Origin of the sequence: Pseudoalteromonas luteoviolacea, from assembly GCF_000814765.1 — a bacterium.
Taxonomy (GTDB): domain Bacteria; phylum Pseudomonadota; class Gammaproteobacteria; order Enterobacterales; family Alteromonadaceae; genus Pseudoalteromonas; species Pseudoalteromonas luteoviolacea_H.
This window is the reverse complement of record NZ_JWIC01000004.1, coordinates 45,235-65,721: the sequence shown is the minus strand read 5'-3', so window position 1 is coordinate 65,721 and position 20,487 is coordinate 45,235. Positions and strand designations below refer to the sequence as shown.

General features: G+C 42.4%; 19 protein-coding genes and 1 pseudogene. 5 read left to right on the top strand and 15 right to left on the bottom strand.

What is annotated here, in order from left to right:
* Positions 1-39 precede the first annotated feature (39 nt).
* Together JF50_RS03430 and JF50_RS03425 are read right to left on the bottom strand one after the other, a co-directional pair.
* Complete coding sequence (locus JF50_RS03430; protein WP_039608117.1) at positions 40-2,253, bottom strand: YgiQ family radical SAM protein; 2,214 nt, start codon at positions 2,251-2,253, stop codon at positions 40-42.
* 245 nt (positions 2,254-2,498) lie between these two features.
* On the bottom strand, positions 2,499-4,697 hold the full coding sequence (locus tag JF50_RS03425; protein WP_039608116.1) for an EAL domain-containing protein: 2,199 nt from the start codon (positions 4,695-4,697) through the stop codon (positions 2,499-2,501).
* Positions 4,698-4,879: 182 nt separating this feature from the next.
* On the opposite strand from JF50_RS03425, the gene JF50_RS03420 reads away from it, so the two are divergent.
* Both JF50_RS03420 and JF50_RS03415 read left to right on the top strand, forming a co-directional pair.
* Positions 4,880-5,413 (top strand): hypothetical protein, encoded by a 534-nt coding sequence (locus JF50_RS03420; protein WP_039608115.1) that lies wholly within the window; start codon positions 4,880-4,882, stop codon positions 5,411-5,413.
* Positions 5,410-6,279 (top strand): TIGR03899 family protein, encoded by an 870-nt coding sequence (locus tag JF50_RS03415; protein WP_039608114.1) that lies wholly within the window; start codon positions 5,410-5,412, stop codon positions 6,277-6,279. The genes JF50_RS03420 and JF50_RS03415 overlap by 4 nt, the downstream gene beginning before the upstream one ends.
* A 79-nt stretch (positions 6,280-6,358) precedes the next feature.
* On the opposite strand, the gene JF50_RS03410 is transcribed toward JF50_RS03415, so the two are convergent.
* The 11 genes and pseudogenes from JF50_RS03410 to JF50_RS03365 form a co-directional block, all read right to left on the bottom strand.
* Entirely contained in the window at positions 6,359-7,120 is a 762-nt protein-coding gene (locus JF50_RS03410; RefSeq protein WP_039608113.1) for a TIGR04219 family outer membrane beta-barrel protein, read from the bottom strand.
* Positions 7,121-7,124: 4 nt separating this feature from the next.
* A pseudogene (locus tag JF50_RS03405) lies at positions 7,125-8,110 on the bottom strand (DUF2333 family protein).
* 8 nt (positions 8,111-8,118) lie between these two features.
* On the bottom strand, positions 8,119-8,637 hold the full coding sequence (locus JF50_RS03400; protein WP_039608112.1) for a copper chaperone PCu(A)C: 519 nt from the start codon (positions 8,635-8,637) through the stop codon (positions 8,119-8,121).
* A gap of 107 nt (positions 8,638-8,744) precedes the next feature.
* Positions 8,745-9,068 (bottom strand): hypothetical protein, encoded by a 324-nt coding sequence (locus JF50_RS03395; RefSeq protein WP_039608111.1) that lies wholly within the window; start codon positions 9,066-9,068, stop codon positions 8,745-8,747.
* A 9-nt stretch (positions 9,069-9,077) separates the two neighbouring features.
* Complete coding sequence (locus tag JF50_RS03390; protein ID WP_039608110.1) at positions 9,078-9,278, bottom strand: PspC domain-containing protein; 201 nt, start codon at positions 9,276-9,278, stop codon at positions 9,078-9,080.
* Between the two features lie 9 nt (positions 9,279-9,287).
* Positions 9,288-9,959: a PspA/IM30 family protein gene (locus JF50_RS03385; RefSeq protein WP_039608109.1), complete on the bottom strand. Its 672-nt coding sequence runs from the start codon at positions 9,957-9,959 to the stop codon at positions 9,288-9,290.
* A 171-nt stretch (positions 9,960-10,130) separates the two neighbouring features.
* The gene (gene dusA / locus JF50_RS03380) at positions 10,131-11,144 is read right to left on the bottom strand and encodes a tRNA dihydrouridine(20/20a) synthase DusA (RefSeq protein WP_039608801.1); all 1,014 of its coding nucleotides are present in this window, start codon (positions 11,142-11,144) and stop codon (positions 10,131-10,133) included.
* Between the two features lie 687 nt (positions 11,145-11,831).
* A complete protein-coding gene (locus tag JF50_RS03375) occupies positions 11,832-12,395 on the bottom strand; it encodes a hypothetical protein (protein WP_039608108.1) in 564 nt (187 codons plus the stop codon).
* A gap of 68 nt (positions 12,396-12,463) precedes the next feature.
* Positions 12,464-12,592, bottom strand: coding sequence for a hypothetical protein (locus tag JF50_RS27755; protein WP_268747802.1), 129 nt, complete (start codon positions 12,590-12,592; stop codon positions 12,464-12,466).
* Between the two features lie 176 nt (positions 12,593-12,768).
* Entirely contained in the window at positions 12,769-13,785 is a 1,017-nt protein-coding gene (gene galE / locus JF50_RS03370; RefSeq protein ID WP_039608107.1) for a UDP-glucose 4-epimerase GalE, read from the bottom strand.
* Between the two features lie 63 nt (positions 13,786-13,848).
* Positions 13,849-14,706 (bottom strand): hypothetical protein, encoded by an 858-nt coding sequence (locus JF50_RS03365; protein WP_039608106.1) that lies wholly within the window; start codon positions 14,704-14,706, stop codon positions 13,849-13,851.
* A 287-nt stretch (positions 14,707-14,993) separates the two neighbouring features.
* Here JF50_RS03365 and JF50_RS03360 point away from each other — a divergent pair, with 287 nt between their 5' ends.
* From JF50_RS03360 to yjjG, 3 genes are all read left to right on the top strand, one after another.
* Positions 14,994-15,893: a phosphoribulokinase gene (locus JF50_RS03360; RefSeq protein WP_039608105.1), complete on the top strand. Its 900-nt coding sequence runs from the start codon at positions 14,994-14,996 to the stop codon at positions 15,891-15,893.
* 62 nt (positions 15,894-15,955) lie between these two features.
* Positions 15,956-16,489 carry an inosine/xanthosine triphosphatase gene (yjjX, locus tag JF50_RS03355; RefSeq protein ID WP_039608104.1) on the top strand — a complete coding sequence of 178 codons (534 nt, stop codon included), beginning with the start codon at positions 15,956-15,958 and terminating at the stop codon, positions 16,487-16,489.
* On the top strand, positions 16,486-17,160 hold the full coding sequence (gene yjjG, locus JF50_RS03350; RefSeq protein ID WP_039608103.1) for a pyrimidine 5'-nucleotidase: 675 nt from the start codon (positions 16,486-16,488) through the stop codon (positions 17,158-17,160). Before yjjX ends, yjjG begins: the two co-directional genes overlap by 4 nt.
* 16 nt (positions 17,161-17,176) lie before the next feature.
* Here the strand turns inward: yjjG and rlmB are convergent, their stop codons facing one another.
* Positions 17,177-17,914 carry a 23S rRNA (guanosine(2251)-2'-O)-methyltransferase RlmB gene (gene rlmB, locus JF50_RS03345; protein WP_039608102.1) on the bottom strand — a complete coding sequence of 246 codons (738 nt, stop codon included), beginning with the start codon at positions 17,912-17,914 and terminating at the stop codon, positions 17,177-17,179.
* Between the two features lie 2 nt (positions 17,915-17,916).
* Positions 17,917-20,412, bottom strand: coding sequence for a ribonuclease R (gene rnr / locus JF50_RS03340; protein ID WP_039608101.1), 2,496 nt, complete (start codon positions 20,410-20,412; stop codon positions 17,917-17,919).
* Positions 20,413-20,487: the final 75 nt, after the last annotated feature.

Genomic DNA, 20,487 nt, shown 5'->3' with positions numbered 1-20,487 from the left:
AACGTCATAAAAAAGCCGCACTAAGCGGCTTTTTTTATTTTAATGATGTGTTGGCTTACTCTTGTTCGGCTTGCGTTTATTTTTACCGACTCTAGGTTTCGTATTAGCTTGATTGAACTGGCTAAACCCGGTGTGCTTTGTCAGTGCTTTATTGCCACGTTTTTGCCCTGAGCCCGCTTGTCTACCTCGCGTGTTTTCATCAGGTACCAAGCACTCAGGTCCTCGACCGATTAAGTGTGCTTTACCCATGTTTTTCAGCGCTTCACGGATCTGTGGCCAGCCCGCAGGGTCATGATAACGTAAAATAGCTTTATGCAGACGACGCTGACGCGCGCCTTTTGGTACCGGCACTTCCTCATGATTGTTTTTGATGTTGCGCAACGAGTTCATTTCAGTGTGGTAAATCGTGGTTGCGTTGGCCATAGGCGATGGATAAAAATTTTGTACCTGATCTAACTTAAAGTCATGTGCTTTCAACCAAAGCGCCATATTCACCATATCCTCATCCGTTGTGCCTGGATGCGCAGAAATAAAGTAAGGTATCAAGTATTGCTTTTTGCCTGCCTCTTTTGAGTATTTATCAAATAACTCTTTGAATTTATCATAGGTGCCCATACCAGGCTTCATCATCTTCGACAGCGGGCCACTTTCTGTATGCTCAGGTGCAATTTTTAAGTAGCCGCCAACATGGTGGGATACCAGCTCTTTGACATAACGCGGATCTTCAATCGCCAAGTCGTAGCGAACACCTGACGCTATCAAGATCTTTTTAACCCCTTCAACATCTCGTGCTTTGCGATACAGCTCTATTGTCGGGGTGTGATCTGTGTCCATATGCTTACAAATATCAGGATACACACACGATAAACGACGACAGGTGCTTTCCGCTTTTTTACTCTTACAACGCAGTTTATACATGTTTGCAGTCGGGCCGCCTAAATCAGAAATCACCCCAGTAAAGCCAGGTACTTTATCTCTGATCTGTTCTATTTCTTCGATAATAGACTCTTCTGAACGGCTTTGAATAATTCGACCTTCATGCTCAGTGATCGAGCAGAAACTACAGCCCCCAAAGCAGCCCCGCATAATGTTGACTGAGGTTTTGATCATGTCATAGGCTGGGATCTTGTCATCGCCATAAGCAGGGTGTGGAATACGCTGATAAGGCAGTCCAAATACATGATCCATTTCTTCTGTTTCTAGCGGAAATGCAGGTGGGTTTACCCAGACTGAGCGATCGCCATGACGTTGGAATAGTGCTCTGGCACACCCTGGGTTTGTTTCTTGGTGCAAGATACGCGAAGCATGGGCATATAATGGCTTATTCACGCTCACTTGCTCAAAAGCAGGCAGCTTAACATATACCTTTTCCCACGGCTTTAATCTTGGCGGCTGTACGGTGATAGGCTTTGCCGCCTCACTTTTTAAATCGATACCCGCTTTGGCAAATTCGGACTTGCTACACCCCATATCATCGGCACCATATGGATTTGGAATAGGGTCTATCTTCCCTACTTTATCGATGGCAGTTGAATCACTGCCTCGCCAACCTTCAATTGGCGTCTTACGAATAACCGCGGTACCTCGCACATCTTGAATTGTGTCAATGGTCTCGCCGTTGGCAATACGGTGTGCCACTTCGACCAGTGGACGCTCAGCATTACCGTAAATCAAGATATCCGCTTTGGCATCAAAGATTACACTGCGGCGAACTTTTTCTTGCCAGTAATCATAATGTGCAATACGGCGTAAGCTGGCCTCAATACCACCAATCACAACAGGTACATCTTTATATGCTTCACGGCAGCGTTGGCTATACACAACGACGGCTCTATCAGGACGCTTACCACCAATATTACCAGGTGTATAAGCATCATCATGGCGGATCCGCTTCTCAGCAGTGTAGCGATTGATCATAGAGTCCATATTGCCAGCCGTCACACCAAAAAATAAGTTTGGCTTACCCAATGACTCGAAGGCTGTTTTATCGGACCAATCCGGCTGCGCAATAATACCTACTCTGAAGCCCTGTGCTTCTAGTACTCGACCAATTACCGCCATACCAAAGCTTGGATGATCGACATATGCGTCACCTGTAACAATGATGATGTCACAACTGTCCCACCCTAAAGCATCCATTTCAGCACGGCAAGTTGGTAAAAATGGGGCTGGGCCAAAGCATTCAGCCCAGTATTTAGGGTATGAGAAAAGCGAACGTTCCGCTTTTAACCCGGAGACCTTTGATGTATTCATAGAGTGACGGCTCAAATAATTTGCAAGGTTCTTATTATACCTCAGCGATGCATGCTACCGCACTAAATGTGTCGAAATATCAAACTAAAATATCTAATTTACTGTAATTATTAGTCTAAAATAAAATTTATATCTAAATAGAGTAATGCATATTGTCAACTTATCCGGTTATATAAGTCGTATATCGTGCTTTGCTATCAAGCACGATGATGCGTTTTAGATAACTATTGCACTGCCAATTTGGCTCACTGAGCGCCATCACTGGCGCCTAAAAACTTCAAAAGTTCACCTTTAGGCATAGGCTTTGCCAACAGGAAACCCTGCACTTCGTCACACCCAAGCTTTTTGAGCACATCTGCTTGCTCTTGCGTTTCGACCCCTTCTGCAATGGTTTTTAACCCAAGGTGTCTGCCTAACGAAATAACAAGTTCAGCGATAGCACCACTATCGGAGTCAGGGATCCCCTTCACAAATGCTCTATCGATTTTCAACCGCGCCAGCGGTAATTGCTGTAAATAACTTAATGACGAAAAGCCAGTGCCGAAGTCATCAATGGCCACTTCCACACCAAATGTTTTGAGCTCCCCCAGCGTTTCAATCACTGTTTTTATTTCGTCCATCACCACGCTTTCTGTTACTTCCAGTTCGATTTTTTCTGGTGAAACGTGGTGGCTGACAATGGTGCTTTTTACTTGCTCAGCATAATCACTCACTTTAAATTGAGGGACTGATACGTTAACTGCAACACTAATATCTATATTTTGCGCACTCAGCTGCTGTTGTAATTTACACGCTTGCTCCAGCACCCACTGCCCAATATCAACAATTAAACCTGAATCTTCAGCAAGTGGGACAAAAATCCCAGGCGAGATATAGTCACCATTTCCGGAAGGCCAGCGCAGTAAAGCCTCACAACCAATCACTTGATTCGTTTCCAAACTGAATTGAGGCTGATACCAAATTTCTAATTTGTTCAATTCAAAGTCTTGTCGAAGCTGTCGAATAAGTCCCAGCCGCCAAGCCATTTTTTCTTCTAAATCTGGTGTATACCAATCTAAAATCTTATTGGCTTGCTTTGCTTGATTCAAGGCAATATACGCCAGCTTTAATGTCTCCAACCCCAAATGATGAAAGTCTGTTTGGCGACAAACACCAATATGAAAATGCATCGTCAAAACATGCTCACCTGCTTGGTAGGGTACCGTAATCGTATCTATAAAATTCTGTTCATCAAATATTTGGCTAGGGAGTAATAAACCAAACACATCTGCCCCTATGCGTGACAGTAACTGACTTTGAGGAAACTCCATACATAGCCGTTCTTTGACTGCCAACAACAGCAAATTACCGACTTCTTGACCCAGTCCATTATTAATATCTGAAAACTGTGCAATATCGAGCAAAACAAATACGAGATCATCGCTACCAGGCTGATAATATTGAGCAATTAAATCAACGAAGTTGGCGCGATTCGGAAGGCGCGTTAATGTATCTTTGTAGGCAACATCTCGCAATTCGTTAATCAGTTTAATATTATCGACACCAACACCCACGTTCGTTAGAAAAATTTCCGCAAACTGGAGTTGTGAAGGCGTAGGTGGAGTTTCAATTTCTACGAAAATTGCAGCTTTGCGGCTTTTGCCTTTCAATAAAAAGGTAATGTCGTGATCCGTGTGTTGATGCACCTCTCTATCGAAGCAGTTTTGAACTTGCATGATCACTCGACCATTATCTAGCTGCTCAAGCCCCTGACCGATAAATTCATCAAAATGCTCTGTGCCTCCAAAGATAATCACCCGAGATCCATTACTAACCCCCGCAACCAAGCCATTGCTATGTGCACCAATTATTTTCGCCAATTGTAATACCACAGCCTTGCCGAATGAGACCATGTCTGTATGGCCCAAAATGGCTTGAGATGCATCTAAGATATTTGCTAATGCAATGCTTTGCTGCTCTAGTTCGCAAATCTGTTGATATGATCGAATCGCAGTCATCAATGAAGTGACGAGCTTACCGCGAGTAAGCTCTGTTTTCATTTTATAATCATTGATGTCGTATTCACGTATGACTTTTTCTTCTGGTGCATATCCAGGCTGACCAGTACGTAAAATAATACGTACCGCATGGTTACCGATCTCTTCTCGAACCTGTTTTACTACATTTAACCCAGCATCATCACTTTCCATTACTACGTCTAGTAACAAGACGCATACTTCAGGTTGGTTTTTCAGAGACTCAACGGCTTCTTTACCAGAGTATGCATGGTGGAAACGCAAGGTTTTCCCCCAAAACTCAACACCAGACAATGCGAGCTTAGTCACAGAGTGTATTTCAGGATCATCGTCCACAACCAATACGTCCCAAAACCCCGTTTCACTCTCCTGGGTATCATGGGAAACTTCTTGATCTGCAAACAGAAAATCTTCTTGCTCAGACGCCATCATCCACCTTATGCTTAATCACATCAATTCTGCAAGAGCAGCTTTCTCTATGGTTCATCTTATAAAATATGATAGGTTTTTACTATCGTGTTCTACATTCATTAACACCCAAGTAATATTATAGACGATGTTCAAATACTTGCGCTCAGTAAAGGCGTAAATAAAACGTCCAAGGAGCTCAAGTGCAACTATTTCAAACAACTTTAAAAGTGATTATTTTTAGTGCCCTTGTTTGCCTGCTTACCGTCAATATATTACCTACAACCTATCGTCTTACTGTCTCAACTCCTATTTCGAACGCGGGTCCAAATACATCAGAGTTTCTACTTTCTACAAGTAGCTGGGTACAAGCAGTTAGCGTTTTGGAGTCGAGTAAAATACAACTCATCACTATGCAGAATGCGGAAAAAGTAGGAGGGTTCGTTGCCTTCAATCACTCTGGAGGTAGAGTCGATGCGACACTGATTGAAAAAAAATCTCATGAACTGCAATACCATCTCCGTTTTCATGATGAGCATCAGGCTAGAATGCGGATTCATTTACAACCAGCAACACAACACCTCACAATAGTCGTTCAAGGAGAAGTACTGTCTCCGCTTGTCGGTAGCTTGAATGCGCTATTGACCAAACATTATTTAGAAAAAATAATACAAACAGCTGTCAATGAAATGAACTCCCAACTCCAACTACAAACAATGGGACAATCCGAAAGATGACCATAAAAAGTGCCCAAGCAAGATCCAGCTTAGCTTTACTCATAGAGGAAAAGCTTGGCTATGCCATGACAAAACAGATTAAACCAGCACAACCAAACGGACGTTATACCCCGAATAACGCCCAGCAGAATAATTTTTTTATCAGTAGTCAACATGGCACGTTAAAACGGGCACTCAAGCGACAACAATTAAAAAAGATACAGCGACAACAGAATATTGAGGCTGTCATGGGGATGTCATTAACCTTATGCCCTGACGTCACCAGCCGAGGACGCCCAGATCCAGACTGGCTAGAACACTTTATCTCTCTCGCAGAAGACATTGCCAATCACACAATGCAAAAACTGTGGGCCAAAATTTTAGTCGGAGAGTCTATTTCCCCAGGTACATTTTCGATTAAAAGCTTGCAAACTTTAAAACTTATGACGCAACGTGAAGCAGAAGCCCTACAAAAATGCGCATCTCTGTGCGGATACCTAGAAAAAGAAGATAGCTATCTCATTATACTAGGCTTCTATAAAAAGCCCTCAATTCTAGATTTACTGCGCAAGGGAAGCACCGAAACGATCAACTTGGCACAGGCTGGGTTGAGCTTTCCACATATTTTAACGCTCATGGACATTAATTTAATGTACCGTCAAGAAATAGAATCAGCCAGCTTGCAAAAAGGACAGTCGCTCACATTAATATATCAAAATAAAAAAGTGAACTTTGAAGCAAAAAGCAATGACCTCGTACTCAGCTATTATAAATTGACACAAACAGGAGACGAGCTGAAAAAACTAATCAATACACCAGTCAATAAAACCTATCGGCAGCTGCTCAGTAAAACGCTGGAAGACGAATTTACCCTAACCTTCGAATAGCGTTGGTCTATAAAAAAACCCACTGACAATACTAATCATCAGTGGGCTATTCGGTCATTATCAATGAATCATTATGTGCTTAGAAATGCACCTGTAAGCCAGCAAATGGGCCAGAAGCATCAATGTCTGAGTCAAAGTCATCAATATCATCTAGTTCAAGCACTAGAGAGCGGTAACCTGCTCTCACCGCAACATCCACAGCTAGATTATCAATAAACTCCCAAGCGATACCAACTTGATAGTCTTGGATCTTACTGTCATCAATAGCCAATAAACTTCCCTCAGCAAACACGCTTAATCCAGTCAAAGGCAAACCAACTTCAGCTCTTAAGTAACCAAGCGGAACAAAACCAGAAAAATCAACGGCTTCTGTTATTTGAGTGCCATTTACATCACCAGTCACAACAACATCTGCATCAAACTGCTTGGCATTAATACCGAAGTCAAAAGAAACGAGGTCGTTGTCAAATAACTCATAGTAAAAAATATAATCAATGTGGTTTAAGTCTGCGACTGTATTGGCTGTCGTACCAACTGTGAAGTTGCTGTCACCGAACTCAAAAGTGTCAGTCAGCGTTGTGCTACCTACCAACTCAAGCTCAGTGTATTTCAGCTTAACATTTGGTACGAGAGGGACAGGGTGCTCAAGCGCGGCATAGAAACTAGAAAAAGTTTCATCTTCAAAATCAAACGTTTGAAGGTTGCCTTTTTCTGCAAAGCTGCCTTCAGGATCATTACTCCACCCTTCGGCTCCTAAATATAAACCTAATAAAGTATCAGCATGTGCTGCAGGTGTAAGGCAAGCCAGAGACAACGCTGCCGCTAAACAATACTTTTTCATTTTTTTATCCTTGCGCTAAAAGTTCACTGAGTTCAATTAGAGCTGCATTCGCTCTAGAGATATAATTTGCCATCACCAATGAGTGATTTGCCACAACACCAAAACCGCTTCCATTTAAAATGACAGGGCTCCACACCGTTTCCTGTGTGGCTTCTAGTTCCCTGATAATTTGCTGTAAGCTAATTTTGGCATTTTTCTTTTCCAGTACATCAGAAAAATCATGCTCTACTGCTTTTAAAAAGTGCAGTAATGCCCATGTCGCACCACGAGATTCATAAAATACATCATCGATTTTCCACCATGATGTTTTCACTACAGACTGTTGCATACCCGCAGTTGCCTGTGCTGCGGAAGCATCTCCGGCTAAATCCGTATTGATACGCTCTTGACCCACGCTGGCACTAAGGCGCTGGCTCAAACTGCCCATCCGCTTCTCAGCTTCTTTTAACCAGCCTCTTAAATTATCAGCTCGTGCATAAAACTGACTGTCTACCTGTGCCTGACTCGCAATTTGAGTCTGATATTCAAGTAAATAGTTAATACCTGCTTGATATTCACTCTCAGCGCTCGGCAGTATCCAAGCGGTTGAACTAATATTAAATTTAGGCTGTGCTTTTTTAAACTCGGGTGCTCTGTCGACTGTGATTGTGAACGGCTGAAATCTTTTCGCATAGATAAAGCCAAATCTCGAGACATTTCTAGAACACCAAACTCCCACGCAGGCATATTGTCCATTAATACGCTTGGAGGCAACACGTCGTTTGATAAATAGCCACCTGGCTTATTCAACAAAGTTTGCATCACTTCAACTAACGTATTTGTGGTTACGTAACCAGTTACAAGCGGAGTACTTTGTTCACCAGCGCGTATTTTGGCACGCTCCACAACATCGAATTGTTCTGGTTCAAAGCTCCAATACACTGCCAGTAAATATCCTAATCCGACAAAACTTAGCAGTGCGGCAATTACCTTGCCTTTGTATTCTTTCATCCTAGCTCCTAATGATGATGATGGTGTGACTCATTAGAAAATGTATCTTTTAATGAAACAACTTTAATCGTATTTTCTACTTTCTCACCATCAGAGAAATATAGTGTGAGTTTGCGGGTTTCGCCTACTTTTAACTTAACTTTTGGATCAAACCCCATCAAATGGTGACCGCCTGGTTTAAATTCAACTCGCTGGTGAGCAGGCACGACAAGTGATTTAACTGGTCTCATTTTCATCATGCCATTACTGTGGATATGCTCATGAATTTCAACACGCCCCAAGCCCTCGACTTGAGCGCTTACAATTGTGATTGGCTTATCTGTACTATTAAAAATCGTCATGTAACCAGCTGTAGATTTAGCTGCTGGCAGAAAAGCTCGGATCTTCGCACCACTCACCTGAAGAGCTGCTGAATCTTGTACAGCCTGATGATGCTGGTGATGATCATGGCTATCATGTTGATGATTATGTGCCACTCCAAACCAAGACACTGACAAAAGTGAAACAAATGCAAAAGCTTTACGCATAGCTGGATTCCTTTAATTCTGATTTCAACAGTATTAGATACGTTGATTATACAGCGCTTGAGCACTGAATTCACAGTAAATTATGTAAACATCAGCTCGAAATGCATTCAGCATTCAGGGGCTTTTTCAAAAACCAACCAGGCAAGTACAAGTAACATAAATAGCGGAATTGCGATCATGACCGAGTTAAATAAGAATGCCAATACTAGCCCAATGAGCACAACCAACCCGACCCCCAGTATTCCAACACTGAGTAACGCCAAAATCGCAAAACCACAAATCATGACCAGTAAAAAGCCGAACAGCTCTAAACCAACCCAACCTATCCCTTCGAAGATGCCCGATAAGCTCAAGGAAGTAAAAGGCATAGATAACCAAGAAAATAACAGCACAACCAGTATTGAAAATAATAATAAAGTGATTGATTTCATAACCATACCTTATTTTTTACTTGTCAAACACAGCCACCCTATGGCATAGCCGATAATACATGGCCAAGTAAATTTTAGTGCCAATAACACCATCAATAACCGAACTACCCACACAGGCAAATCCAATTTTTGGGCGACTTGACAACAAACCCCTGCAATCTTTTTCTGACCGGCATATCGCTGAGTATTTTTATATCTATCTGAATACATATTACACTCCTAAATTGATGGACGATTATTTGCGGACTCTGGTATCACCTTGCTTTTTAACGACTGTAGCATGGCTGCGACTTTTTCATTTTTGATTAACTTATTCAACTCCCTCAGCGCTTTATCTGATTGACCACCAACAGACAAGCTTGCCTCGGACTCTGTTTGTGCTAACTTTCTTTCCCATTCGCTAATATGTATTGTTAAATTTTGCATTGCGGGCGTGCTTAAAGCTTGTTTCAATTTCAATCTTGCTCTTAAGCACTCCTCTTTCAGCGTTTGACTCTGATAACGACTTGGCTTGCGCGCTTGTAAAATCGCATAATCACTTTCCAGCTTATCGATCGTTTGCGACAATTTTTCGATATGTGAATGCATCTCAGTAAGTCGATGCTGGCATACATACCTTTCCTGTAGCGCAGCCCTAGCTAAATCTTCGCGACCTTTTGTTAATGCATACTGTGCTTGTTCATACCATTGGACGATTGCTTGCTCACAATCGAAAGCTTGACCACGTGTTGTCACAATTTCCGCTTTTAACTGCGCGATAAGTGCCTGGACGGCTGATGCAGTTCCGATACCAGCTGACGTATCATCATAGGTCTCAGGCTGTGTTGATTTCCCCAGTAAGGTATTAAACTCTGATTTTATTACATCTTCGATGCGATCAATTAAAGCCATAACATGTTCCTTGATAACATATAATGACTTACGAGTTCCAATCTTTATGCCAAGTAATAAAGGATATATTTATCAGAAACTTAGGATGTGAATGTCTGCGTAAAAAATGATGAAAGGTTCAAATTGTAGTTAATATGACCAAAAAGTGGCCTTTTTGGTCATATCTATTTTCTATACTTCAGGGACAAATGTCAGTGCTTTTTCCATCACACTAATATCCGCATCTTTCTTGTGTCCATTTTCAGATAAGTGACGTCTGAAGCCACGTGCTCCAGGCTGATTTTGGAATATACCAAGCATATGACGTGCGATATGCCAGAAATTAGCACCGCGCGACATTTCTTGTTCGAAATAGTCATACATGCTACGCACAACTTCATGACGAGTTTGCGTAAAAGGTGCGTCTCCATATAACTTTTCATCAATTTGAGACAATAAAAATGGATTGCTATATGCTTCTCGCCCAACCATCACACCATCTAAATGTGCCAAATGATGCTGACATTCTTCCAGCGTTTTAACACCACCATTAATACTGATGTGTAAACCGGCATAATCTTGCTTTAACTTATAGACTCTCGGGTAATCCAAAGGTGGAATTTCTCGGTTTTCTTTTGGACTCAACCCCTGCAACCAGGCTTTTCGGGCGTGGATAATAAAATCATCACAACCAACCTGATGAGATGCCTCTATTAAAGCAGTCAAAAACTCATAAGAATCCTGCTCATCAATACCAATGCGAGTCTTAACTGTGACCGGGATAGACACCTCAGCTTTCATCGCGGCAACACACTCAGCCACAAGGTTTGGCTCAGCCATCAAACAAGCACCGAATCGGCCGTTTTGAACTCTATCCGAAGGACAGCCAACATTTAAATTCACTTCATTATAGCCATACTCTTGAGCGCGCTTAGCGCACTCGGCCAACGCTTTTGGATCGGAGCCACCTAGCTGCAGTGCAACTGGCATTTCATGGTCGCCGAACGCTAAATAATCCCCTTTGCCATAAATGATGGCCCCCGTGGTGATCATTTCCGTATAGAGAACTGCGTGTTTACTCAGCTTACGATGAAATGTTCGACAGTGGCGATCCGTCCAATCTAACATGGGCGCAACGGAGAAGCGGCGAAACGCCGAATCGCTTGTATTTACTGGGCTAGAGCCTGATTTATCTGAGTTGTTCATATGTACCATTTTACGTCATTAACGCTTGTTGAACCGCATTTTTCGATATAGGGTGCCCCTATAGGTACTCCAAAAAAGTAGGACAGGTACCCTTCAAGGGAAAGTTTAAATGGCCTTTTACGCAATAGAGAAGCGCAACACAAAAAGCGGTGAAACTCGGTATAAATGCCGAGTCCGAGCAAAATCCAAGAGTGGGATTATACACAACGAAAGTAAAACTTTCAGTAAAAAGCCATCAATAAGCAAAGAGGTAAGTACAGGGTTAACATTGGCAGCGTAAGCCCCTGATACACGGTATATTGTAGGTCACGATATTGAGAGCACAGCCAAAGCAGTAACACCGCTTGCTCTAGGTGTCGGGCTCACGAACAGTGTAATGGTCTTGGAAGTCCATTACCAGGCAGGTACCACCTTCCTGAACTTTAACTTCGCTTGGTAGTTAGAATATTGGATCTCTTCATATTAATGTCGAAGTAAGAAAAATCCCTATTTACGCCAATACTGGAAAATAATTCATCTTCAATATCAATAAACAAGTCAAGCCGCCAAAAATTAAAGTCTCAAGGCCATATACTTGTTAATCTAACAAACGCAAATAAGGAGTAAATAAAATATGCTAGTGGTTTAGAGCAATCTTAGATCAGGCTTCATTAGTCGTGAGAGCCAGCATACTAATGCATTTAGTACTTATCTATTATCTAAGTCAAAATTACTTTTATCTAAAAGTAATTTAGTTGGATAACTTATTAGTATGATAAAAGCACTGATATTACATATGAAAAAAGATGCTGCAACGAATGAATTTAATAAACTGTAGCTAATATCTAAGTAGCCTCGCACAACCAGTTGAATAAAATACAGCGACAGTTCAATGAGCATTAGATAAGACACAGTTCTTGCAATATTCGAAAAACCACACTCTCTAATAATATGAAGTAAAAATAAAGAGACAAAGAAAAAGGTTAAATTAACCATCCCCAAAAAGTAATACAAACGACGAAGTGCAATCTTTTCCATAGGGAGTGTAATTACATGATCGGAAAGTATATTACCGATAACGAAAAACACGACTGTGCACAACGCGGTCAGGAAGCAAGAGTGAAGAGTATGGTCGGCTTTATTTCTTAAGCTACTTTTACCACCGAAAAATAGGCTGAACTTTCTTTCCCAAAAAATGACCATTAAAAAGAGAACAACTAATAAAAATAATGCCCTAAAAACCCAATCAACATAGGCAAGAATTTCATTCATATTCGCCTTTACCCTTCTTCAAAGCGTTATCATCCTTGCTATAAAAGCATCATCCTTGCAGTACAACATCACCCTTGCTGTAAAAGCATCATTCTTGCCATTTGTTGAGGTGGCGCTTTACTAACTGAAGTTCCACCAGCAATTACTTTTGCATCATCTACAGATAACTGCTTTAGCTCTTTTTTACTAAGCTTCACTTACTGATTCCTATTAATGAATAATTTAATTAAAAACAATGTAACAACCAATTTTTTTTAAGTCAAATATCAGCCCCCAGACGTATTTTCTGGTTTTTAGGGCCTAATAATACTGAAAATAAGTAATTATATAATCTATGACATGACCATAGGGGCTGACTGTTAATTACTTCAAATTAATCAACATAGCCCTCAGGGTTGTTTTTCTGCCAATTCCATGAATCACTCATCATCTCGCCTAGACCTTTTTGTGCCGTCCAGGCAAGCTCTTCATGTGCTTTTTCAGGGGCAGCATAACACGCTGAAATATCGCCAGCGCGGCGCGGCTTAATATCATAAGGAATGGGTTGATTCGATGCGGATTCAAACGCCTTAACCATATCAAGTACAGAGTAACCATTACCTGTTCCTAAATTATAGATGTGTACTCCATTGTGACTTTCCAGCTTGCTAAGAGACTTTAAATGACCGATAGCAAGATCGACAACGTGAATATAATCTCTTACTCCTGTACCATCATGTGTATCGTAATCGTTACCAAAAACACCTAGCCTTTCTAGCTTACCTACCGCCACCTGTGTAATGTATGGCAGTAAATTATTTGGTATACCATTCGGGTCTTCACCAATTAAGCCTGATTCATGCGCACCAACCGGGTTAAAGTAGCGCAATATAGCAAACGCCCATCTCTGATCTGACTTCGCGACATCTTGTAACACCATTTCTGCCATGAGCTTTGAGGTACCGTACGGATTGGTAGTACCACCAACAGGGAAATCTTCTCGAATAGGGAGGCTTTGAGGGTCACCATACACAGTAGCAGATGAGCTAAACACCAGTTTAAACACATTTGCATGCCTCATGGCATCTAGCAGAGTTAAAGTACCTTGTACGTTAGTTTGGTAGTACTCAACCGGCTTTTGAACTGATTCGCCCACAGCCTTTAACCCCGCGAAATGGATGACCTGGTCAATATTATGTTTTGAGAATACAGAATCTAAAAAGTCACGATCTAGGACATCTCCTTCATAAAAGGTAACATCTTTGCCCGTAATCTCCTTGACACGACTTAATACTACTACAGATGAATTCACGAGATTATCCACGATAACGACCTCATCACCTTGGTTGAGTAACTCAACAACAGTATGCGATCCGATATATCCCGCACCACCTGTAACTAAAACCACCATATATGCCCTACCTAAAAAATTTAATTTGCGCTTAATGCTTTGCGGACAACGATTATAAAACGTTTAACGCTCACAAACAAAAGCCAAAACCCCATTATAATAGCTTAGTCTGGTGATATCAGTATCACAATAATCTTGCAAATTACGCCATAACTTTACGGACTTAGGTGCCGCAATATTTCTTATAAAAATTTTATTATCAATAGCATAGGCTAAATTACTGTCATCAAACCACGTATAATCACGAACACGATTTGGCAATCTGAAATGCTTTTTCACTCCCCCAGTCGCGCTCGAATAAGTCGCAAACCACTGCTGGCCATTGACCGAATAGGTGAAGCTATAAATGTCTCTTATCGCATTATAAGCCAAGCTACGCCCTATATCTTTAGCGACTACTTTAGGTAGATGACCTGACAAATTAGTAAACTGCAATGAGTGTGGTTCACCGAGAATAAACAAGATCACATCCTCATTTCTTCCCCATGCGTGATAACCCACTGGTTTTATATGCTCAAATATACGTGATGGTGGCTGAGATTTGTCTTCAGGATAAAACCACAGCCTTTGCTCTCCAGATTGCTCTACCACTACGGTTGATATGCCTTTTTGATGTGGGAAAATCGTCGGGGAATACTCGGACTCCGGCGTATTGGTCAAATTAGTATGTGATTTATCATCAAATCGGTATAAAAATAAATCAGTTTGAGATTGTCCATCTGCCAACACTTCTTTGGTATAGTAAACGCCCTTTTCAGTGATCAAGGGTTGATTATGATAGGCATCTGTATCAGTAAGCGGTTGTACGGAAAACCCATTCTCTCCCTCTTGCGCTAACCATAGTTGACTTTTGGGCATTGCTGCGTGTGCATGTGTGATAAAGCAACACACCACCAACGCATGAATTATGGCTCTATACATTATGATTCCTTTTTATTTTTGATCTTACCCAGTACACACCTCAAAAACCAATAAAATCTCACAATTAAATATACACACCACATATGAAAAAGAACCTATCCTCGCAAAGCGCTTGCGAAATTTTCGACTTTCAGTAACATCAAATTAAAGTTCCAGTGATGATGACAGCGAATCTGTTGTGCTTCACATGACTTAAAGCAGAAGCGCGATTGGTGCGCAACAATACTCGGCTTACAAGACTTTGATAAGTTACGCCGCGATTAGATTCCGTTTTTACTGAGGTTATCATGTCACAACAACACCCAATCATTGCGATTACAGGCAGTTCGGGCGCTGGAACCACCACTACAACCAATGCAATAAAACATATTTTCCGCAGCCTCGATGCTAAAGCCGCGCTGGTAGAAGGAGATAGTTTTCATCGCTACACCCGTCCTGAAATGGATAAACTCAAGCGAGAAGCTTTGCAAGAGGGCAAACACTTAAGCTACTTCGGTCAGCAAGCCAATGACTTTGAGGCCTTAGAAGAGTTATTTGCCAGTTATGGTAAAACAGGAAACGGAAGTATACGTAAGTACTTACATACATTTGATGATGCTGTGCCCTATAACCAATTACCGGGGACATTTACACCCTATCAAGATTTAGAAAACAATACCGATATGTTGTTTTATGAGGGCTTACATGGTGGTGTGGTCACTGAAGAACATAATGTGGCCAAACATGTCGATTTACTCATTGGCATGGTACCTATCATTAACCTTGAATGGATCCAAAAGCTCATAAGAGACACACATGAACGCGGTCACTCACGAGAAGCGGTAATGACTTCTATCGTGCGGAGTATGGATGATTATATCAACCACATCACGCCTCAATTTTCTCGTACACATATTAACTTCCAACGAGTACCCACAGTAGACACATCTAACCCGTTCAGCGCAAAAGACATTCCTTCACTTGATGAAAGCTTTGTGGTGATCCGTTTTCGCGGTATTGATGATGTGAACTTCCCTTATTACCTGCAAATGATAGAGGGCAGCTTTATGTCGCGGGTCAATACTCTGGTTGTACCTGGGGGTAAAATGGGGTTAGCGATGGAATTAGTGCTCACACCACTGATTAAAGATTTGCTTATTAAAAAGCGGGCGTATGAGAATTTAGCACCCACAGAGCTCAATATTTAAATTTGCGTTTTTTCACTTTCCCTCAGTACACTAGCGATTCAAAATTGAGGGAAGTAAAATTAATGATGCTCAAAATACTTGTTGGTTCTAAAAATCCTGTAAAAATAAACGCCGCAAAAACGATCTTTCAGAAATATTATCCAGAAGCAGAGATCGTCTGTGAAGGCCTCCATGCTCCTAGTGGAGTGCCAGACCAACCCCTTGGCGAATTAGATACGCGTTTAGGTGCTCAAAATAGGGTTGATTATCTTAGAGCAAATCATGATGCAGATTTTTACTGCGCGATGGAAGGCGGTGCAGCTAGGTTTGACTATGGCGCAGCCACATTTGCATTTGTCGTCATTGCAGATAAGCAACAAACCAGTATCGGCAGAAGCTGCAACCTTCCCCTCCCCGACAAAATATATTCAGCTTTAGAGCAAGGTGAAGAACTTGGACATGTGATGGATCGCGTGTTCAACACCACCAATATAAAACAAAAAGGTGGCGCGATAGGCCTGCTTACGAATAACCTTGCCACCAGAGAAAGTTCATATACACAAGCACTGACGTTAGCCATGGCACCGTTTATTCATTCAGAGTTATATAGTTCATGAAATACTCCCATATCATTTTTGATGCCGATGAAACGCTATTTCATTTTGATGCTTTTCTTGGTCTGCAAACCTTATTCAAACAACATGGTGTCACGTTCGACCGACAAGACTACGATGAATATCAGACCCTCAATGCGCCACTTTGGGTGCAGTATCAAGATGGTAAAATTGATGCACAAACACTGCAAGTGACGCGCTTCAATGCATGGGCTTGCAAGTTGTCTGTTTCGCCAGAGTCTTTGAATTTGGGTTTTTTAAACGCCATGGCGGATATATGCACACCTCTCCCTGGGGCACAGTCACTGTTGTCAGCACTCAATCCAACCGCGTCGTTGAATATCATCACCAATGGATTTACCGCGCTACAAGAAAAGCGCTTGCATAAGACAGGATTTAAACACTTTTTTGATCATGTGGTGATTTCTGAGCAAGTGGGCGCCGCTAAACCGGACCCTCAAGTCTTTGAGCACACATTAGCGTTATTAGGTAACCCAAGCAAAGAGCAGGTTTTGATGGTGGGAGATACACCCAAGAGTGACATTTTAGGTGCTAATCGATTCGGTATTGATAGTTGCTGGTTACAGCATGATGGACAAACCTGCCCAGAGGATATAACGCCAACTTATCAAGTCAGCCATTTATCAGAATTAGAGGCGCTACTGGTCAAGTAGCCCCTCCGAGCTATGCTTATAAGCTACGCTGACGCAGGACTTCAAATAGGCATACACCGGTCGCCACTGACACGTTTAAGCTCGATACGGTACCAACCATTGGGATTTTTACCAATAAGTCACAGTGCTCTCTGGTTAGGCGACGCATACCATCGCCCTCAGCGCCCATCACAATAGCGATTGGACCTTTTAAATCTGAAGTGAAAACCTCACTGTCAGTTTCACCAGCGGTACCCACAACCCACACACCCGCTTCTTTAATATCACGTAGCGTTCTGGCTAGGTTAGTCACCTGAATAAGCGGTACTGTCTCCGCGGCACCGCACGCTACTTTACGCGCTGTACCATTGAGTTTCGCAGACTTATCTTTTGGCACAATCACCGCGTTTACACCAGCCGCATCAGCACTACGTAAGCAAGCACCTAAGTTGTGCGGATCAGTCACGCCATCTAGCACCAAGAAAAATGGCGCGGCGTTAGCATCAATGATCCCTTGCAGGTCATTTTCATTGAGTGTACGCGGCGCTTTAACATTAGCAATAATGCCTTGGTGTTGCTCGCCTTTCGCCTTGTTATCTAGCGCTTTTCGCTGCATAAACTGCACCGAGATACCAAATTTACGTGCTTCATTAACCACTGCACTCAAGCGCTTATCATCGCGCCCTTTTAGTGCGTATATCTCTAAGAAACGCTCTGGCTCTTTAGCTAAAATGGCTTCAATAGAGTGAAAACCAAAAATTAATTCATTACTCAAAATTATGCTCCAGCACTATTTTTTTGTTTCTTGCGGGCATTTTTACCCGGCCTTTTTGCCTTGGTGGCTTTTTTTCCTGTACTTTTTTTTGCGACTTTTTTACTTCCTGATGCGCCCGCTTTTTTGCCTTTTTTCAACACCCCTTTTGGGGTTGTCTTTTTGCGCTTTTTGGCTTTTTTAGCGCTTTTTTCTGACGAGTCATCTTGCTTATCTGACTTACCATTTGGGAATTTGCCTGCCTTCAGCTGAGCACGAACGCTACTTTTAGCAGGTGCATCTGAACTCGACTTTGACTTTTTACGACGTCGCGCGTAACGATCTGGTTCAGCTTCATCTGCCAGCACCAAATTAATGCGTCGCTCATCTAAGCTCACAGACGCTACAACAACGCTTAGCTTGTCACCTAAACGATAAACCGTTTTGCTATGCTCACCCACTAAACAATGCTTTGCACCATCAAAATGGAAATACTCATGGCCTAAATTGCTCACGTGGATCATGCCGTCAATTTGCAATTCATCAAGGCGAACAAATAAGCCAAAATTTGTGACTGACGAAATCACGCCTGAAAATTCACTACCAACATGGTCCTGCATAAACTCACATTTGAGCCAATCAGCCACTTCACGTGTTGCATCATCGGCACGACGCTCAGTCATAGAGCACTGTTCACCCAACTGATCGGCTTCATCAGCATCATATACATAAGCACCAGATACGGTTTGTCCCTGCGCCGCCAAGATCCCTTTGATCGCACGATGCACGACCAAGTCAGGATAACGCCTGATCGGTGAAGTAAAGTGCGCATACGCTTTCAATGCTAGTCCGTAGTGACCAATGTTGTCTGGCTGATATACCGCTTGCTTCATAGAACGCAGTAACATAGTTTGGATCAGCTCGGTTTCTGGACGCTGACCCAAAGATGCTAACGCTTCTGTCAGCTCAAGCGGGGTCGGCTCATGACCAATTGGGCTCTCTATGCCCAAATCATTTAAAAACTGTCTAAAGTGACTCAATTTTTCAGGATCTGGCTCATCGTGAACACGGTACAAACTACTCGCGTCATGTTTTTCAAGTAGCCTCGCCGCAGAGACATTGGCCAAGATCATGCACTCTTCGATCAGCTTATGTGCATCGTTTCGAACCACAGGCACAATCGACTCAATTTTACGATATGCATTAAATACAAAACGCGTTTCTAGTGTTTCAAACTCAATCGCACCACGGGTTTGGCGCGCTGATTTAAGCGCCATATACATATTATGTAGTTCGGTGAGATGTGGGGTAACCTCTGCATACTCTTCACGCAGCTTTTCATCACCTTGTAAGATCGCATGTACCTTTGTGTAGGTTAAGCGTGCATGGGAATTCATCACCGCTTCGTAAAAACGATATCCAGACAATTTTCCAGCCTCTGAGACGGTCATCTCAGCGACCATACATAGTCTGTCTACTTTTGGGTTCAGTGAACATAAGCCGTTAGACAATACCTTAGGTAACATAGGCACTACTTGCTCTGGGAAATACACTGAATTACCGCGCTCAATCGCTTCTTTATCTAACGGACTATTTTTTTCAACGTAGTGAGAGACATCGGCAATGGCTACCCAAAGTCGCCAACCACCTGAACGCTTGCGCTCACAGTGCACCGCATCATCAAAATCTCTAGCATCTTCACCATCAATGGTTAATAGCGGTAAATTACGCAGATCAATACGCCCTTGCTTGTCTTTTTCAGCCACAAACTCACCGTGTTTGCTCACTTGCTCTTCGACAGCTTGAGGCCATACATGTGGAATATCATGGTTGCGCAGTGCCACTTCTATTTCCATGCCCGGCGCCATATGATCGCCTATGACATCTGTCACCTTGCCTACTGCATTCATTTGCTTGCTTGGGCGCTGAGTAATCTCAACCTGAACCATTTGGTTATGACGAGCCCCTTTTTCACCACCTGGCAAGATTACAATATCTTGGGTCAAGCGCGGATCTTCAGGCACAACCACCGCCATACCATGCTCAACAAAATAACGTCCTATGATAGGGGCACGTTCAGACTCCAGTACACGTACGATGCGCGCTTCAACTTTACCACCAGAGCCGCGACTTGCCGCCTTAGCCAGTACCCAATCTCCGTGTAAAACGCGATCCATTTGATGCTTGGTGATGAACCAATCTTTTTTCTCACCTTCCACTTCCAAGAAACCAAATCCATCGCGATGGCCGATGACTTTGCCTTTCACTAGACCATCATCACAAGGGATCACGTAGCATTTGAACTTATTAAAGTGCAGCTGACCATCGCGCTCCATAGCGCGAAGACGGCGCTTAAACGCAATTTGGCGCTCTTCCTCAAACACATTAAGTGCTTGGCATAATTGGCTAAAGCTAGTCTTTTTATTACTGGCTTTTATTTTTTCCAGTATAAATTCACGGCTTGGAACTGGGTTATCGTATTTTTCTTGTTCTCGAGAGAGATAAGGGTCCTGCTTTGACATGCATAAACTGTGTAAAGGAGTTATAGCTATATTCTAACGCAAAACATACTAATGGCCTAACCAAACAACTTAAGG

Coding starts and splice junctions, on each gene's coding strand:
- JF50_RS03430 (WP_039608117.1), bottom strand. CDS start 2,253: ATGAATACATCAAAGGTCTCCGGGTTAAAAGCGGAACGTTCGCTTTTC.
- JF50_RS03425 (WP_039608116.1), bottom strand. CDS start 4,697: ATGGCGTCTGAGCAAGAAGATTTTCTGTTTGCAGATCAAGAAGTTTCC.
- JF50_RS03415 (WP_039608114.1), top strand. CDS start 5,410: ATGACCATAAAAAGTGCCCAAGCAAGATCCAGCTTAGCTTTACTCATA.
- JF50_RS03410 (WP_039608113.1), bottom strand. CDS start 7,120: ATGAAAAAGTATTGTTTAGCGGCAGCGTTGTCTCTGGCTTGCCTTACA.
- JF50_RS03400 (WP_039608112.1), bottom strand. CDS start 8,637: ATGCGTAAAGCTTTTGCATTTGTTTCACTTTTGTCAGTGTCTTGGTTT.
- JF50_RS03395 (WP_039608111.1), bottom strand. CDS start 9,068: ATGAAATCAATCACTTTATTATTATTTTCAATACTGGTTGTGCTGTTA.
- JF50_RS03390 (WP_039608110.1), bottom strand. CDS start 9,278: ATGTATTCAGATAGATATAAAAATACTCAGCGATATGCCGGTCAGAAA.
- JF50_RS03385 (WP_039608109.1), bottom strand. CDS start 9,959: ATGGCTTTAATTGATCGCATCGAAGATGTAATAAAATCAGAGTTTAAT.
- dusA (WP_039608801.1), bottom strand. CDS start 11,144: ATGAACAACTCAGATAAATCAGGCTCTAGCCCAGTAAATACAAGCGAT.
- JF50_RS03375 (WP_039608108.1), bottom strand. CDS start 12,395: ATGAATGAAATTCTTGCCTATGTTGATTGGGTTTTTAGGGCATTATTT.
- galE (WP_039608107.1), bottom strand. CDS start 13,785: ATGGTGGTTTTAGTTACAGGTGGTGCGGGATATATCGGATCGCATACT.
- JF50_RS03365 (WP_039608106.1), bottom strand. CDS start 14,706: ATGTATAGAGCCATAATTCATGCGTTGGTGGTGTGTTGCTTTATCACA.
- JF50_RS03360 (WP_039608105.1), top strand. CDS start 14,994: ATGTCACAACAACACCCAATCATTGCGATTACAGGCAGTTCGGGCGCT.
- yjjX (WP_039608104.1), top strand. CDS start 15,956: ATGATGCTCAAAATACTTGTTGGTTCTAAAAATCCTGTAAAAATAAAC.
- yjjG (WP_039608103.1), top strand. CDS start 16,486: ATGAAATACTCCCATATCATTTTTGATGCCGATGAAACGCTATTTCAT.
- rnr (WP_039608101.1), bottom strand. CDS start 20,412: ATGTCAAAGCAGGACCCTTATCTCTCTCGAGAACAAGAAAAATACGAT.